Source organism: Amycolatopsis heterodermiae, assembly GCF_034929455.1.
Lineage (GTDB): Bacteria > Actinomycetota > Actinomycetes > Mycobacteriales > Pseudonocardiaceae > Amycolatopsis > Amycolatopsis heterodermiae.
Map to the genome: position 1 here is coordinate 68,017 of NZ_JAYFSI010000010.1, position 14,208 is coordinate 82,224.

At 72.2% G+C, this 14,208-nt stretch carries 14 protein-coding genes and 1 pseudogene; 4 read left to right on the plus strand and 11 right to left on the minus strand.

Features of this window, described 5'->3' with window-relative positions; genetic code table 11:
• Window positions 1–53: 53 nt before the first annotated feature.
• The gene (locus VA596_RS34415; RefSeq protein WP_458364026.1) at window positions 54–1,220 is read left to right on the plus strand and encodes a S8 family serine peptidase; all 1,167 of its coding nucleotides are present in this window, start codon (window positions 54–56) and stop codon (window positions 1,218–1,220) included.
• A gap of 510 nt (window positions 1,221–1,730) precedes the next feature.
• Here the strand turns inward: VA596_RS34415 and VA596_RS34420 are convergent.
• The 6 genes from VA596_RS34420 to VA596_RS34445 all read right to left on the minus strand — a co-directional run bounded on the left by VA596_RS34420 (window position 1,731) and on the right by VA596_RS34445 (window position 5,921).
• Window positions 1,731–2,096, minus strand: coding sequence for a hypothetical protein (locus VA596_RS34420; RefSeq protein WP_323332628.1), 366 nt, complete (start codon window positions 2,094–2,096; stop codon window positions 1,731–1,733).
• Window positions 2,093–3,439 (minus strand): alpha/beta hydrolase, encoded by a 1,347-nt coding sequence (locus VA596_RS34425; protein WP_323332630.1) that lies wholly within the window; start codon window positions 3,437–3,439, stop codon window positions 2,093–2,095. The genes VA596_RS34420 and VA596_RS34425 overlap by 4 nt, the downstream gene beginning before the upstream one ends.
• Before the next feature lie 20 nt (window positions 3,440–3,459).
• Window positions 3,460–4,773 carry a WXG100 family type VII secretion target gene (locus tag VA596_RS34430; protein ID WP_323332632.1) on the minus strand — a complete coding sequence of 438 codons (1,314 nt, stop codon included), beginning with the start codon at window positions 4,771–4,773 and terminating at the stop codon, window positions 3,460–3,462.
• Window positions 4,770–5,153, minus strand: a complete 384-nt coding sequence (locus VA596_RS34435; protein ID WP_323332633.1) for a hypothetical protein — start codon at window positions 5,151–5,153, stop codon at window positions 4,770–4,772. The genes VA596_RS34430 and VA596_RS34435 overlap by 4 nt, the downstream gene beginning before the upstream one ends.
• A gap of 103 nt (window positions 5,154–5,256) precedes the next feature.
• Complete coding sequence (locus VA596_RS34440) at window positions 5,257–5,559, minus strand: hypothetical protein (protein ID WP_072480751.1); 303 nt, start codon at window positions 5,557–5,559, stop codon at window positions 5,257–5,259.
• Window positions 5,560–5,576: 17 nt separating this feature from the next.
• The gene (locus tag VA596_RS34445) at window positions 5,577–5,921 is read right to left on the minus strand and encodes a WXG100 family type VII secretion target (RefSeq protein WP_323332635.1); all 345 of its coding nucleotides are present in this window, start codon (window positions 5,919–5,921) and stop codon (window positions 5,577–5,579) included.
• A gap of 216 nt (window positions 5,922–6,137) precedes the next feature.
• Between VA596_RS34445 and VA596_RS34450 the strand changes: the two genes are divergently transcribed.
• Together VA596_RS34450 and VA596_RS34455 are read left to right on the plus strand one after the other, a co-directional pair.
• Entirely contained in the window at window positions 6,138–7,121 is a 984-nt protein-coding gene (locus VA596_RS34450) for a hypothetical protein (protein WP_323332638.1), read from the plus strand.
• 31 nt (window positions 7,122–7,152) lie between these two features.
• Window positions 7,153–8,616 carry a class I adenylate-forming enzyme family protein gene (locus VA596_RS34455; protein ID WP_323332640.1) on the plus strand — a complete coding sequence of 488 codons (1,464 nt, stop codon included), beginning with the start codon at window positions 7,153–7,155 and terminating at the stop codon, window positions 8,614–8,616.
• 34 nt (window positions 8,617–8,650) lie between these two features.
• Here VA596_RS34455 and VA596_RS50740 read toward each other — a convergent pair.
• The 3 genes and pseudogenes from VA596_RS50740 to VA596_RS34465 all read right to left on the minus strand — a co-directional run.
• Window positions 8,651–8,839 (minus strand): annotated as a pseudogene (locus tag VA596_RS50740) (nucleotidyltransferase domain-containing protein); the annotation flags it as partial.
• Between the two features lie 156 nt (window positions 8,840–8,995).
• Window positions 8,996–9,439 carry a YdeI/OmpD-associated family protein gene (locus VA596_RS34460; RefSeq protein ID WP_323332642.1) on the minus strand — a complete coding sequence of 148 codons (444 nt, stop codon included), beginning with the start codon at window positions 9,437–9,439 and terminating at the stop codon, window positions 8,996–8,998.
• A gap of 66 nt (window positions 9,440–9,505) precedes the next feature.
• Window positions 9,506–10,213 carry a S1 family peptidase gene (locus tag VA596_RS34465; protein WP_410171950.1) on the minus strand — a complete coding sequence of 236 codons (708 nt, stop codon included), beginning with the start codon at window positions 10,211–10,213 and terminating at the stop codon, window positions 9,506–9,508.
• Window positions 10,214–10,438: 225 nt separating this feature from the next.
• On the opposite strand from VA596_RS34465, the gene VA596_RS34470 reads away from it, so the two are divergent.
• On the plus strand, window positions 10,439–10,708 hold the full coding sequence (locus VA596_RS34470; RefSeq protein ID WP_323332646.1) for a hypothetical protein: 270 nt from the start codon (window positions 10,439–10,441) through the stop codon (window positions 10,706–10,708).
• Window positions 10,709–10,786: 78 nt separating this feature from the next.
• Here the strand turns inward: VA596_RS34470 and VA596_RS34475 are convergent, their stop codons facing one another.
• Both VA596_RS34475 and VA596_RS34480 read right to left on the minus strand, forming a co-directional pair.
• The gene (locus VA596_RS34475; RefSeq protein WP_323332648.1) at window positions 10,787–12,658 is read right to left on the minus strand and encodes an FG-GAP-like repeat-containing protein; all 1,872 of its coding nucleotides are present in this window, start codon (window positions 12,656–12,658) and stop codon (window positions 10,787–10,789) included.
• A 17-nt stretch (window positions 12,659–12,675) separates the two neighbouring features.
• Entirely contained in the window at window positions 12,676–14,190 is a 1,515-nt protein-coding gene (locus tag VA596_RS34480) for a tachylectin-related carbohydrate-binding protein (protein ID WP_323332650.1), read from the minus strand.
• Window positions 14,191–14,208: the final 18 nt, after the last annotated feature.

Sequence of the window (14,208 nt, forward strand, 5' to 3'; positions counted from 1 at the left end):
GCGGAAGTTCCTTTCCGCCACCGGCTTTTCTGTCGTGGGTTCGGAGGGTTGGGGTGCGGTTTCCGGCGGTGCTCGCGGTGGCGGGCCTGATGCTGACCGCGTCGCCCACGGTCGCTTTCGCGGCCCCTGAAGCGCAGTGCGCGAACCCGTCCGGCACCTACACCGGCGGCGTCCCGTGGGGGCAGCGGCTGGTGGACCCGGCGCGGCTCTGGCCGTTGACGCGGGGTGCGGGGCAGCTGGTCGCCGTCATCGGCACCGGCGTCGACGGGCAGAACACCCAGTTCGCCCCCGGCCAGCTCGAAGGCGGCGGCGGCACCGAGGCGACCGACTGCGACGGCCGCGGCACGATCGCGGCCGGCATCGTCGGCGCCCAGCCCGACCCGTCCACGACGTTCGCCGGGGTCGCGCCCGGCGCGCACCTGCTGCCGATCCGCTACACGCAGGCGAACGGCTCGTCCAACGACGGCGGCGACCCGGGCGCTCTGGCCGGCGCGATCGACACGGCCGTCGACCGGCACGCGGGTGTCATCCTCGTGGCCGTCCCGGCGGCGTTCGACAGCCCGGCGCTGTCCGGCGCGGTCGCGCGGGCGCGTGCTCAGGGCGCGGTGGTCGTTTCGGCGGCGACGGCGACCCAGCAGGGCGCGCGGACGTACCCGACGGCGACGTCCGGGGCGCTGGGCGTCGGCTCGGTGAACCAGGCGGGCGAGCCGGTGCAGACCGAGGCGGGCGACTACGTCGGCGTCGCGGCGCCGGGCGCGGAGCTGGTCAGCACGTCGGCCGGGGCGGGCGGCGCGGTCGCGCACCGCTGGCCGGTGACGGACCCGGGCCTGGCGGCGGCGTACGTCGCGGGCGTCGCGGCGCTGGTCCGCGCGTACCACCCGAACCTGACCGGCGACCAGGTCGTCACCCGGCTCACCTTGACCGCGCACCGTCCGCCGTCCGGGGCCCACGACCCGCGTCTGGGCTGGGGAGTCCTGGACGCCTACGCCGCCGTCTCCTCCACCCTCCCCGCCGACGTCGCCCCGCCGGGCTCGGCCGTCGCCCCGGCCCCCGAACCCGCGGTGATCCCGGCGGCGGCCCCCGCGCGTCCGGCTTCCGACGTCGCCGCCGGCACTATCGCCCTGGCCGGCGTGGCCCTCGCGGCCGCCGCCGGGGTCACGGTGGCCGCGGTCCGCCGGGCCCGCGCTCGGGGCTGGCGCCCCTCCCGCTTCACCCCGTAAGCCGTGTCGTCCATCTGGGTACGCGTGTCGTCCCTCCAAACACACGTGATGCCCTCCCAATCACGCGTGATGCCCCTCCAATCACGTGAGTTACGCGCTCAATCACGCGAGTCGCGCGTACCGGAACAGCGGACTCGCGTACTCGGACGGTCGGGTCGCGTAGCCAGAGGGTCGGTTCACGGCACGGAGGCCGGAACTCGCATGATCCGGGGCGGAGCCCGCGTGATCGGGGACGTGATTCGCGTGACCGGAGGCGGAACTCGCGTGATCAGAAGGGGATCTCGCGTGATTGGGAGGGCATCTCGCGTGATTGGAGGGGCATCACACGTGATTGGGGAAGCATCACTCGTGATTGGAGGGGCATCACGCGTGATTGGAGGGACGACACGCGTACGTGGATGGACGACACGCGTACTCAGGTAGACGACACGCGTACTCGGATGGACGACACGCGTACCTGGGTGGACGACTCGCGTACTCGGGGGGACGACACGGCGGGGGGAGCGAGGGTCAGGCGGGGACTGGGCGGGTTGAGCCGATGATCGCCACCGCGTGGCCGGCCCGGGCCACGTGGACCGTGAAGTCGGCGCCCTCGCGGCTGAAGCGGGCGATCAGCTCGCGGGGCGTGCTGCGGTCGTGGGCCTGCCAGCCGTGCTGCTCCAGCGTTGGGAGGACCTCTTCGGTGAGGCGGCGTTCCGGCTCGCCCGCCTGCTCCAGGCGGACGCCGTACTGCCAGCACCGCAGGTGGCCGGGGTTGGTCGGGTCGACGTCCAGCTCGCTGTTGACCGTGGGGTCCGCCGGGGAGCCGAAGACGGCCGCGACGCTGTCGATCACGCCGGTCAGCTCGCCCGCCAGGCGATCCAGTTCGGTGGTCATCGCAGCACACCTCCGTCGTTGAGGAACTCGACGCCGTTCTCGAGGATGCCATGCGGGTCGAAGGTGCCGTTGGCCGTGGTCGGGCCGCCGGTGACGACGCGGTACATGTTCGTCCACGACTCCGAGCCCGGCTTGAGCACGTCGCTGTGCGACGAGAGGCCCCACAGCTCGTTGCCGGAGGCGTCGCGGCCGGTCTCCAGCTCGGTGACGCCGGGGAAGGTGTCCGGGTCGGCGCCGTGGCCGATGCCGGTCCACTCCAGGCCCCACGCGTTGCCCTGGGCGATCTCGATCGGGTCGAGCGGCGCGGTCATCGAGAACCGCTGCACCCCCGCCTGGCTCGCCGGGAGGTCCGACGGCGACCACACGCCGTGGCCCATGCCCGCCGACTCGACGTGCAGCACGCGGTCGACGTCGAGGCCCTGCGTCTCGGCCAGCCCGACCGTCGCGCCGCCGTAGCTGTGGCCGATCGCCGTCAGCGTGACGTCGGAACCGGCGTGGCTCGCGATTTCGCCGCGCAGGTCGTCGGTGAAGTGCTTGAGGTCCGGGGCCATCGCCTGCGCGTAGCTCGCGGACGGCCCCTGGGCCACCGGGTTCTGCGGGAAGACGCCGTCGGCCCAGACGACCATCGCGGTGCGCCCGGTCGGGTCCGCGGCCACCAGGCTGCGCCCGAGGCCGGCGTAGGCGTCGAAGTTCGACATCTGCGTGTTGACGCCGGGCACGAACAGCCCGACGTTGCGCGTCCCCGGCTCGATGTGCCCGACCAGCTCGGCGATCCGGCCGTTGCCCGACGGGTCGAACTTCAGGATCTGCCGGTTGTTCGCGAGGATGTCCTCGTACAGCTTGATCCGCGCCTGCGACCGCGCGATCTCGTCCTTGTCGGTGAGCTGAGCGAGCCGCGAGCGCTCGGCGGTCAGCGCGTCGGAGACCTTCGTGCGGTTGGCCGCGATGGCCTGGCCCCACGCACCGGTGTCGGCCGCGCCGCCGATGCCCGCCGGATTTCCGGCCTTGGGCAAGGGATCCTCGGGCATCAGGGCCCGGTACATCGCGGCGACCTGGGCGTCGGCCCGCCGGTAGCCGGCCGCCGACTCGGTCAGTCCACTTTGGAGCTTCTTGACGCGCGCGACGTGGTCGCTGAGCTTCGAGCCCAGCTCCGTCATCGTCTTCTCGAACGTCTTGGCCGCGGCCGCGGCCTCGTTGACCTTCCCGAAGGCCGCGGCCGGCACCTTCTCGCCCGCGACGGCGGACTGCGCCGTGGAAAGCGCTTCCGCCCGCGTGCCGTACTCTCCCGCCGCCGTGTCGAGGCGAGCGGGGGCGACCCGGTAACCCGTGGCTGATCCCGTCACCGGGTCGCCTCCGTTCTTTCCTAGTAGACGTCCGGCTCTTCGCCGATCACCGGCGGCGCGACCGGGGCGGACTGGCCCCAGACGTTCTCCGTCTCGACCAGCCAGGCCGGGATCCGGCGGCCGGACCCCATGTCCCCGCCGCCGCCCATGCCCATCGGCATCATGGGCATCATCGGCATCGCGCTCTTGGCGGCCGCCGCACCGGCGGCCCCGACCGCGCTGCCCGCGAGCCCGCTGAGCGCGTTGCCCGAACCGCCGTCGCCGGCCAGGCCGGAGTGCGCCGCCGGGGCGTCCGCGCCGCCGCCGGCCGAAAGGCCGCCACCGCCGGGGATGCCGCCGCCGATCGAGGGCGCGTCGCCCCCGCCGATCGGGATGCCGCCACCGGCGCCGCCCTCGACGCCGGCGCCGCCGCCCAGCTTCGTGCCGGGCGCCTCGTCCTTGTTCTCCTTCGGGTCCTTGCCGGATGCCCAGCCGGGCACCTTGGGCATGATCGAACCGAAGCGGCCGAACGCGGCGGCCGAGGCCGCGGCGAGCCCGGCGGTGAACATGTCGCCGAAAAGCGGGTTGGACGTCGGCACGGTCGTCCCGGGCTGCTGCGTGGTGCCGTCGGCGCCGGGCAGCGGGTGCCCGTCGGTCGGCGTGACGACGACGCCGGGGTCGGTCGTGCCGTTGCCGACGAGCCCGGGCGAGCCGGCGCTGCCCGCGCCACCACCGGCGGGCGGGGCGACCGGCGTCTGGACGGCGTTGGGTGAGGCCGGGATCGAGTCCTCGGCGACGCTGTACTCACCGGCCAGCGTGGTCATGACCGCGATCGCCTTGCCGTGCGCGGAGCCCGCGGCGTTGGCGGCGGACTGCTGCGCCTCGACGTTCGAGATCGCCTGCTGGCGCTGCTGCGCGGCGGCCTGCATCACGGCGGGCGAGGCGTCCGGCGGCAGCAGCGGCGGGTTCACTGCGAGCGCGACGTCGGCGGGGGAGACGTCCGGCACCGAAACCGGCGGCGGCATCTCCTTCTTGGCCTTGACCAGCGCGTCGGCGGCGTCGTCGAGCATCACGTTCATCGCCTCGGCGGTCTGCGCCACCTTGGAGATGCCGTTCGCGAGGTCGACGATCATGTGCTGGTACTGGTCGGCGGCGCCACCGGTCCACTGGTCCTTGAACTCGGTGAGCTCGGAGTTCAGGTTGTGGGCCTGCTCGTGCAGGTGCAGCGCGGCGGACTTCCACTTGTCGGCGGCGTGGCGCGCGCTGTTCGGGTCGCCGGCCTGCAGCATCGCGTACAGCTGCTGATGGCTGTACGCGGCGAAGTTCGTGTGCGCGGTGTCGTGGTGGTGGGTCATCCCTTGCTCCCGTTGCCGTCACCGAGGCCGAGGAGGCCGAGCACCGGGTCCAGCAGGCCGGTGACGGCACCCGAGCTGTGCAGGTCGCCGGCCACCGACTGGTCGGCGTTCGCGTAGCCGTCGGCGACCGTGTTCGTGACGTCCTGCGCGAACCCGATCGCGCTGCGGACCTGGTCGAGCAGGCCCTGCATCTCCGACACCGCGGCGCGGTTGGCGTCGGCCAGCGACCCGGCCTCGCCGAACTCGCCGAACAGCAGCGGCTCGTCGCCGAGGGTGAGCAGGAAGTCGTTCGGTTTGGACATCGCCTGGATCTGGGTCTCCAGCTCCCGCACGAAGTCCTTCAGCGATTCCAGGTGGACGTAGTACGACTGGTCGTGCATCGGGTCCCGGCTCTCTCGTCGCACGTGGGGGGATGAGGGAAAGCCGATCGGCCGGTGCGAGCGGGGGGTTTCCCGCACCGGCCGACCGACGTCTGGGCGCGGATCAGCCCGCGAACAGCCCCTGGTTGCGGTTCTCCAGTTGCTGCTGGAGGTCGTGGGCCTCGCCGACCTTGCCGCCGAACTGCGCGATGATGGCGACGATGTCCGCGGTGGCCTGGCGCAGCCGGGTCTCCGACTGGCGCGCCGCGTCACCGGCGGAGCTGCCGGAGGCGTACCAGGTGGCGGTGATGGGCTGGAGGTTCTGGTGCAGCTGCTCGAGCTGCGAGGTGAGCGCCTTGGCCTTGGCGGCCAGGGACGCCGAGCTGTGCTGCAGCGCGGCGAAGTTGATTTCGACGACGTCGGCCATCGGTACGTCCTCTCGGGTCAGGGGTTGAGGCGGGGGATCACGCCCGAGCCCTCGAGGGTGTTGCCGACCCCCTGGAAGCTCTGGTGGACGTCGGCGTCGCCGCGGCCGTAGTTCGCGTGGCTGGTGTGGACGAGCTGCGACATGGTGTCGAGCTCCTTGACCGCCGTGGTCATCTTCTCCTGCAGCCGGCGCTGGAGGTCCCAGAACGCCACGGCCTGGTCACCCTTGTAGTTGCGCAGGGCCTCGGTCAGCTCGGACTCCAAGCTGGCCATCGTGGACTTGGCGTTCGTCGCGGTTTCCTCGAAACCCTGGACGGCGCGCGTCATGGCAGCGGAATCTGCCTGGAATCCCGGACTGGACATCGACGGGCCACCTCCTTCCTGAAGCGAATTCCCCTGGCGCGGTGATCCGCGCGGTGTGAAAGTCACGCTAGAAAGAAGGGGGGTGTGGTCAAACGGCACAACTGCCGGTCGTACTGACGGCACTATTACCCACAGGGGCGCGGTAGGGACGGCCCCACCTCCGGACGGGGGCGTGCTCCAGTGCCCGCGCGCGCCCTCGCGGCCAGGCTGTTAACCATGGCAGACAAGGGAAATCCGCTGGTCACGCTCCGGTCGTGGCACCGCCCGCTGGTGGTGCTCGCCGGGGCCATGGCGCTGCTCTGCGCGGTGTCGCTGCTCGGGCTGCTGGTAGATGATCGCACGCTGGTCAACGCGCCCATCTGGCTCAAGCCGCTGAAGTTCTCCGTGGCGATCGGGGCGTACGCCGTGACGCTGGCCTGGCTGTTGTCCCTGCTGCGCCGCGGACGGCGGGCGGGCTGGTGGTTCGGGACGGTGTTCGCGGCCGGGATCGGCGTGGACGTCGGCCTGATCGTGGTCCAGATGATCTTCCGCGACCGCACGCTGCACTTCAACAAGGCGACCCCGGCCGACGTCATGATCAACAACATCGTCGCCGGCGGGGCCTACGCGGCGTTCCTGATGACGGCGGCCGTCGTCGTCCTGCTGCTGTTCCAGCGCCTGCCGGACCGCGCGCTCGCCTCGGCGCTGCGGTGGGGGACCGGGCTGGCCCTGGCCGGGATGGCCGTCGCGATGCTGATGTTCTCGCCGACCCCGGCGCAGCAGGCCGTGCGGGACGCGGGCGGCAAGCCCGCGACGTTCGGCGCGCACTCGGTCGGCGTCGAGGACGGCGGCCCCGGGCTGCCGGTGCTCGGCTGGAGCACGGCCGGCGGCGACATGCGGATCCCGCACTTCGTCGGCATCCACGGCCTGCAGGTGCTGCCACTGGTCGCGTTCGGGCTCCTGCTGCTCGCCCGCCGGTACCCGCAGCTCTCGTCGGACGTCGTCCGGCGGCGGCTGGTCCGGACCTTCGGCGCCGGCTACGCGGGGCTGATCGTGCTGCTGACCTGGCAGGCGCAGCGCGGCCAGTCGATCGTCCACCCGGACTTCCGGACGCTCACCGCGGCAGCCACGCTGGCCGTGCTGGTCACGGCGTCGGCGGTGCTGTCGGTGCGGCTGCGCGACCGGGTGATCTCTGCCGAAATTCTGAGATCCGCCCGGTAGACCGGGGGACCCCGGACGGAAGGCGGTCGAAATGGTCCACCCGCAGGCGCTGCTCACCGAACTGGACCGCGCGCCGGAGGTGGCCGCGTTCGAACGCGGCGGCGAGGTGACCACCCGCGCGTCGGTGAAGGACCTGATCGGCCGGTTCACCGCGGGGCTGCGGGCCGCCGGGCTGGGGCCGGGTGACGGCGTCGGGATCGCCACCGCCGTCACCCCGGAGGGCTTCGCCGCGATCGTCGCCGCGCACGTGCTGGGCTGCCGGGTCGTCTGCGTACGGGCCGGGCTGCCGGTGCCGCAACTGCGGCACATCGTCGAGGACGTCGGCGCGCTGGTGGTCGACGAGGCGTCCGAGTCACCCGAGCTGCTGGGCACCGTCGCCGGGGCGCTGATCCTGCGGATCGGGCCGGAGCTGCTTTCGGTGTACGAGGAGCCGGTGCCGTCCGGACGGCCCGGCGACATCGCGACCGTCGTGTTCACCAGCGGCAGCACCGGCGTCCCGAAGGGCGTCGCCTTCGACTACCGGGCCCTGACCGAGGGCCGGGTGTGGCGGGCGCCCGAGCCCGGCTCGGCCCACGCGAAGCTCGGCGCGGGGTTCGGCCGGTTCCTGCTGTTCGGCACGCTCTCCAGTGCCGTGATGCTCGAGCAGACCGCGCTCTGCCTGCTCTCCGGCGGGACGGCGGTGATCCCGGACGGGCTCCCGGACTTCCCGTGGATCCTGCCGCGGCTGCGGGTGAGCGCGGCGCTGATGACCGTGCCGCGGCTGCACCAGGTGCTGGACGTCCTGCGGGCCGAGGACGTCGACCTGAGCGACCTGCGGACGCTGATCGTGGCGGGTTCGCCGGTGCCGCCGCACAAGCTCGCCGAGGCGGCCGAGCTGATCGGGCCCGCGATGCACCACGCGTACGGGCAGACCGAGACCGGGATGCTGACGGTGTGCGGGGCCGACGAGGGGGCCGGCTCGGTCGGCAAGGCGTGCGACACGGTCGAGATCGAGGTCCGCGACGCCGACGGCGCCGCGTTGCCCCAGGGGCGGGAAGGCGAGGTCTGGGTGCGCACGCCGTCGGCGCTGGCGGGTTACTGGCGCGACGAGACCACCACGGCCGAGGTGCTGCGCGAGGGCTGGGTCCGCACCCAGGACCTCGGGCACCTCGACGCCGACGGGTACCTGCACCTGTCCGGGCGCGCCCGCGACGTCGTGATCGTCAACGCGATCATCCACTACACCGGCCCGATCGAGCAGGCGATCGCCGCCCACCCGGACGTCGACCAGGCCTACGTCGTGGCGGTGCCGGACGCGCACACCGGCGAGGCGGCGGTGGCGTTCGTGCTGCCGGTGCCAGGACATTCGCCGGACTTCGACGAGCTGCGCAAGGCGGTGGCGGCCGAGCTGGGGGAGGCCGCGGTGCCGGCGCGGTTCGAGCTGGTGGACGCGGTGCCGGTGGCGCCGTCCGGGAAACCGGACAAGGCGGCGCTGCGGGCGTCCGTTGTGGACTAGAAATGCGTCTCGACGCCGAAGGTTGCGCCGGTGCGTAGCCCTGGTGGAAGAACTCCTGCTGGGCCACGGAAACGCACGGCACCTCGACGCCGTCGATCCGGCCGGTGACGAAACACCCGGCGAGGTAGGGGAAAGTCTCGTCGGGAGCGGTCTGGACCGCCGAGCCGTCCTCGGCGAAGACCAGCGGGTGCAGGTCGAGTTCGGTGCCCCCGCCAGAGACCACGGAACCGGACCGGGCGCAGGTCGAGCTTGTCGCGGGAGCCGAGCGTGGCCGGCGCCGCGAGCACGGCGGGTTCCTGCTCCCGGCGGTGTCGCAGGTCGAGCTGGATTTCGGCCGGGGCCAGGGTTTCGAGCACCCGCAGCACCGTGCGGGCGTCCATCACTTCCCGGCGCGCAGGTCCGTGACGACCTTGGCGATCCGCCGTTGCCGCGTCTCCTCGGTCTTCGCCTGCCCGATGGGCAGCACGAACCCCTGTTTCCGGCTGTAGGAAAGGCTTTCGAACCGTTGCCGGGCCTCGGGATCCGCGGCCAGCGCGGCGGCCAGGTCCTCCGGGATCTCCAGCTCGCGGGGCGCGGTGTCGAGGACGATCTCGACGTCGACGTCGTCCCCCGCGGCGACGCCCGCCTTCTCGCGGTTCTCCGCGCTGAGCGGCACGAGGTACTGCCCGCCGCGGCTCGCGACCGTGGTGCGGTAGCTGTGGCCGCCGAGGGTGATCGTGACGGCGGGTTTCTTGCCGGAGCCGAGTGCCTCGACGACGTCGTCCGGGACCGGCAGGCCGGTCGCCGTCTTGCCGCCGAGCAGGACCGTGGTGCGGAACTTCATGGGGCGAGTATGCCCCGGCCGCGCCGTGACGGCCTCCCGGGCGGTGAGGCCGTCACGGCGGCGGGCTCAGACGCCCGCGGTGGTGCGGATCCAGCTGCGGCTCGACGCGACGCTCGCGTAGTTCTGCGTGCCCTGCGGGTTCGAACCGGAGTTGTTGCCCGTGGAGCAGACGCCGACCTGGACGCCGTTGTAGAGCTCCGGGCCGCCCGAGTCGCCGTGCCAGGCCGCGCCGTTGACGCCCTGGCTGGCGATCGCCGTGCCGCCGAAGGCGTCCGTGCTGGTGCCGGTGACGCGGACGTTGGCGGTCTTCAGCGTGCTCGACGGCGGGCTGGTGCCCTGCGTGCGGCCCCAGCCGTAGATCTGGTTGGTGGCCCCGGACGGCGGGTTGCCGGTGCCGAGCTTCATGAACGTGGTGTTCACCGCGGTCGACAGGTGCAGCAGCGCGATGTCGCCGTTGGGCGAGGCCTTCTGCTGGTCGACGACGGCGTTCGTGCCCTGCTGGAGGGTCACGTTGCCGACCTTCACGTGCATGCCGGGCGAGTTCAGGCAGTGCTGGGCGGTGAGCACCCACTGCGGGGCGATGATCGTCCCGGAGCACTCGAAGCCGCCGTAGGTGGTGACGTTGTTCCAGTAGATCTGGGCGCCCCACGGCGCGGAGGAGACCGTGCTCCCGCCGATGATGTCCTGCTGGGCGTCCGCGACACCCGCGGAGACCAAGCTCAACGCCGCGGCGGCGGCACCGACCGCCGCAGCAGCCCTCGAAGCCCTCGACATTCGCATGAAAATGCCCTTCGGCCAGGTGATCCGGATGTCGCCCCGAATCCGGGCAACGAGCACAAACGTAAGTTCGTGGAAGGTTTCCGGGTACCTACCGAAGTCGGTAACTCGCCGACGGTCACCGTCGTCAGGTCGTGGCGACGATTTCGAGCAGGGTGCTCCTCGGCGGATACGGTCACTGCACAATGCCGAGCCGGAGTTTCTCGCCCGCAGGAGGACACGATGCCGACGGAAGAGCCCGGGATACGGGAGATGGTCGTCGCGGGGACTCCGTTCCTCGACCTCCTCGAACACCTGAAGAGGCGCGCCGGAGGAAAGCTCTCACCCGGCGGGTTCCTGCGGATCCTTCAGGAGGAAGCCGGGATCTCCTTCACCAGGACCCGGGACATCTTCGTGTACTTCAACCCCGACATGAACCCGATCGCGGAGCCCGAGGTGATCAACGAACGGTGGCAGGTGCTGCTGGCCGGCTGGGAGCTGGACCGGCAGTGACCCGGAGGAGCCGGTGATGATCGCGGCGGCGTCGGACCCTTCCCCCGGGACGCGCGTCCCGGGGGAAGGGGACACCGGCTAGAGCAGCTCGATCGCCCGGGGTACCGGGACCTCGCTGTTGTAGGCGAAGTTGTCGTGCCACTTGACGCTGTTGCCGACGAACTTCGTGCCGTCGGAGGGCGAGACGAACACGTCCGCCGCGGTGCCGCGGGTGAACGTCACGATCTCGGCCTTGCCGTCGCCGTCGAAGTCGCCGACGCCGGGCACCTCGCCGTCGATCGCGAAGTGGTCGTGCCACTTGACCGTGGTGCCGACGAACTTGGTGCCGTCCGACAGCGCGACGAAGACGTCCGAGGCCGTGCCGCGGGTGAAGGTGGCGATGTCGTCCTTGCCGTCGCCGTTGAAGTCGCCGATGGCCGGGACCTCGTCGTTGAAGGCGAAGTTGTCGTGCCACTTGACGCCGTCGCCGGTGAACTTGAAGCCGTCCGACAGGGCGACGAAGACGTCGCCGGCCGTGCCGCGGGTGAACACCGCGATGTCGTCCTTGCCGTCCCCGTTGAAGTCCCCGACGTACGGCAGCTCGCTGCCGATGCCGAAGTGGTCGTGCCAGAGGGTGGCGGTGCCGAACTTGGTGCCGTCGGACAGCGACACGATCACGTCGGCGGTGCTGCCGCGCTTGAAGGCCGCGATGTCGTCCTTGCCGTCGCCGTTGAAGTCGCCGATGGCGGGGATCTCGTCGTTGATGTCGAAGAAGTCGTGCCAGAGGGTGGCGGGCCCGAACTTCGTGCCGTCGGACAGCGCGACGACGACGTCGCCGCTCGTGCCGCGCTTGAAGACGACGGCGTCGACCTTGCCGTCACCGTTGAAGTCGCCGCTCAGCGGGATCTCGGAGCCGGCCCCGAGGGTGCTGCCCCACTGGGCGGTGGTGCCGACGAACTTGGTGCCGTCCGAGCCCGCGACGAAGACGCTACCGGTGGCGTCGCGGGTGAAGGTGGCGATGTCGTCCTTGCCGTCGCCGGTGAAGTCGCTGGCCGAGCGGGCGCCGGTGGTCGCCGTGAACTGCGCGCTCGAGACCCCGGTGGACGCGATGACCAGATAGTGCCAGGTCTTCCGGGCCGTCGCCGAGTGCAGCAGCGTCGTGCCGGACGTCGTCCCGATCAGCTGCTCCGCGCTGAAGACCGCCGGGCCGTTGGAGCTGGCGTACACGGAGTACGTCGCGGCACCGGCGACCGGGGTCCACGACAGCGTGACGCCGTGGCCGACCGCCTTCGCCGTGCCGACGATCGCCTCGTCGCGGATCCAGCCGCTCAGGTCGTCGGCCCGGGCGGCGGTCGTGCCCTGGCGGGTTTCGGTTTCGCCGAAGCAGCCGTGCTGCCAGGACCGGCCGGCCACCGCGGCGAGGGTGCCGTCCGCGCGGTAGACCGGGGCGCCCGCGTCGCCCTTGCAGGCGTCGTTCGTCCCGGTCAGCGACAGCGTCGTGGCGCTGCTCGCCGCGACCGTGAACGTGCTGCCGTGGGCCTGGTCCGGCACCCATTCGGTGGCCGTCCGGCCCCAGCCGGTGAGCGTCAGCTGGTCCGATGCGCCCGGCACGCCCGCGGCCGCGCTGAGCGCGAGCGGCGTGACGTCGGTGATCGGGGTGTCGAGCCGGACCAGCGCGACGTCGCGGTCGGTGCGCGGGATCACCGCCGTCACCTTCGCGACGTGGCTCCCGACGGTGACGGTGACCGGCGCGGCCGGCGGGTTCGCGGGGAAGCAGCTCGCCGCCGTGAGGACGAGCGCGGGTTCGACGAGCGCGCCGCTGCAGGCGCGGCCGTCCGTGGTGATCTTGGCGGTGAAACCGGCGTTCGCGGCGGCGGCGCCGGGGACGGCGGCCGCGGGGATCGCGGCCAGCAGGCCGGCCGCGATCACCGCCGCCGAGACCGTCGCGGTCCTTCGGGAGTGCGTGCGCATGCAGATCCGTTCCGGGGTCAGTCGGTGAGCTTGCAGGAGTCGGGCGCGGCGGTGACGTGGATCTCGGTGTCCCAGCCCGAGCCGACGGTCACGCCCATGTGGTCGGGGCCCGACGGGGCCCAGCTGTCGGTGTTGTCGGAGTAGCGGTACCAGCGCAGGACCGGCCCGGGCTGGCCGGTCCACGGGATGGTCCCCGTGCTGCCGCGGCCGTACAGGATGTCGGCGCCCGGCGAGAAGATCTCGCTGAACATCTGCCAGCCGACGCCGACCGGCTTGTCCTTCTGGGCCCACGCCGACGTCGCGAAGTCGTACTGGAAGCGGAAGAGCTCCCCGGTCGGCTTCCGGGCGTACAGCACGCCGTCGCCGGCTGCGGTGATCGAGTCGAACCGGTTCCAGCCCGTGTCGAGGACGTCGCCGACGCCGTTGACCCACCAGCCCGTGGCGTCGTCCCAGAGGTAGACCTTCAGCCGGTTCTGGTCGTCGATCATGAAGATCCGGTTCCGCTGGTCGACGGTGATCCGGTGCGCGTACTCCGGGGTGAGGTAGCGTTCCCAGCCGCTGCCGACCTGGCCGCCGCCGCTCCAGCCGGCGGTGGGCGAGTACCCCCAGCGCTTGAGCGCGCCGCCCGGGTACGGGTCGGCGGAACCGTTGCTGCGGTGGATGTCCCAGATCACGCCGTCCTTACCGGCCAGCACCCGGCCGGTCCAGCCAGAGCCGACCGGGGCGTCCGGGGTCGTCCAGGTCAGCCCGCCGTCGGCGGCGGCGAAGTGGACGTAGCGCCACAGGCTGCCGTCGGCGCGGGCGGTCCAGACCGCGGCGGGCGAGCACGACACCGGCGTCGGCACGACGTGCCGGCGGATCCAGTCACCGAGGTCGTCGACGCGGGTTTCCACGCTGCCCTGGCGGGTTTCGGTGACGTCGAGGCAGCCGTGCTGCCACGACGCGCTGCTGAGCGCCACGAGCTCGGCGGTCCCGCCGTTGAGGCGGAAGGCCGGGCCACCGGCGTCACCCTTGCAGGTGTCGACCCCGCCGGCCGACGAGACAGCCACCGAAGCCCCGGTCACACCGGACACGGTGAACGGCGCGACACGCGGCCGTGCGGGCACCCAGTCGGTCGTGGTCCGCCCGAACCCGGCCACCTGCAGGGTTTCCCCGGCCTGCGGCGCGGTGGTGGCCACGGTCACCGGCGCGACCCCGGTCGCCGGAGCGGCCAGCTTCGCGAGGACGACGTCCCGGCCCGGGTTGCGGACGACTTTGGCCACCGTCGTGACGACGTCGCCGACGGTGATGCCGGCGGCTTCGCTCGACGCACCGGACTCGGTCGCGGTCAGGCAGGTCGCCGAGGTGAGCAGCCACGACGGGTCGATCAGCGAGCCGGAGCAGGCCTTGGTCGGAGTGGTGATCCGGGCGAGGAACGGGTGGGTGCCGGCCGGGACGGCGGTGCCGCCGGACAGCGCTTCGGCGGGTACGGCGGTCAGGAGACAGCAAGCGACCGCCGCGGTGAAGACCACGGCGGTCCGGGAGTTCGTCATGGGTTCCTTTTCTTCGAA

Excerpts from the sequence above, each read along its gene's own strand:
- VA596_RS34420 (WP_323332628.1), bottom strand. The coding sequence starts at position 2,096 with ATGACCACCGAACTGGATCGCCTGGCGGGCGAGCTGACCGGCGTGATC.
- VA596_RS34430 (WP_323332632.1), bottom strand. The coding sequence starts at position 4,773 with ATGACCCACCACCACGACACCGCGCACACGAACTTCGCCGCGTACAGC.
- VA596_RS34435 (WP_323332633.1), bottom strand. The coding sequence starts at position 5,153 with ATGCACGACCAGTCGTACTACGTCCACCTGGAATCGCTGAAGGACTTC.
- VA596_RS34440 (WP_072480751.1), bottom strand. The coding sequence starts at position 5,559 with ATGGCCGACGTCGTCGAAATCAACTTCGCCGCGCTGCAGCACAGCTCG.
- VA596_RS34445 (WP_323332635.1), bottom strand. The coding sequence starts at position 5,921 with ATGTCCAGTCCGGGATTCCAGGCAGATTCCGCTGCCATGACGCGCGCC.
- VA596_RS34450 (WP_323332638.1), top strand. The coding sequence starts at position 6,138 with ATGGCAGACAAGGGAAATCCGCTGGTCACGCTCCGGTCGTGGCACCGC.
- VA596_RS34455 (WP_323332640.1), top strand. The coding sequence starts at position 7,153 with ATGGTCCACCCGCAGGCGCTGCTCACCGAACTGGACCGCGCGCCGGAG.
- VA596_RS34460 (WP_323332642.1), bottom strand. The coding sequence starts at position 9,439 with ATGAAGTTCCGCACCACGGTCCTGCTCGGCGGCAAGACGGCGACCGGC.
- VA596_RS34465 (WP_410171950.1), bottom strand. The coding sequence starts at position 10,213 with ATGTCGAGGGCTTCGAGGGCTGCTGCGGCGGTCGGTGCCGCCGCCGCG.
- VA596_RS34470 (WP_323332646.1), top strand. The coding sequence starts at position 10,439 with ATGCCGACGGAAGAGCCCGGGATACGGGAGATGGTCGTCGCGGGGACT.
- VA596_RS34475 (WP_323332648.1), bottom strand. The coding sequence starts at position 12,658 with ATGCGCACGCACTCCCGAAGGACCGCGACGGTCTCGGCGGCGGTGATC.
- VA596_RS34480 (WP_323332650.1), bottom strand. The coding sequence starts at position 14,190 with ATGACGAACTCCCGGACCGCCGTGGTCTTCACCGCGGCGGTCGCTTGC.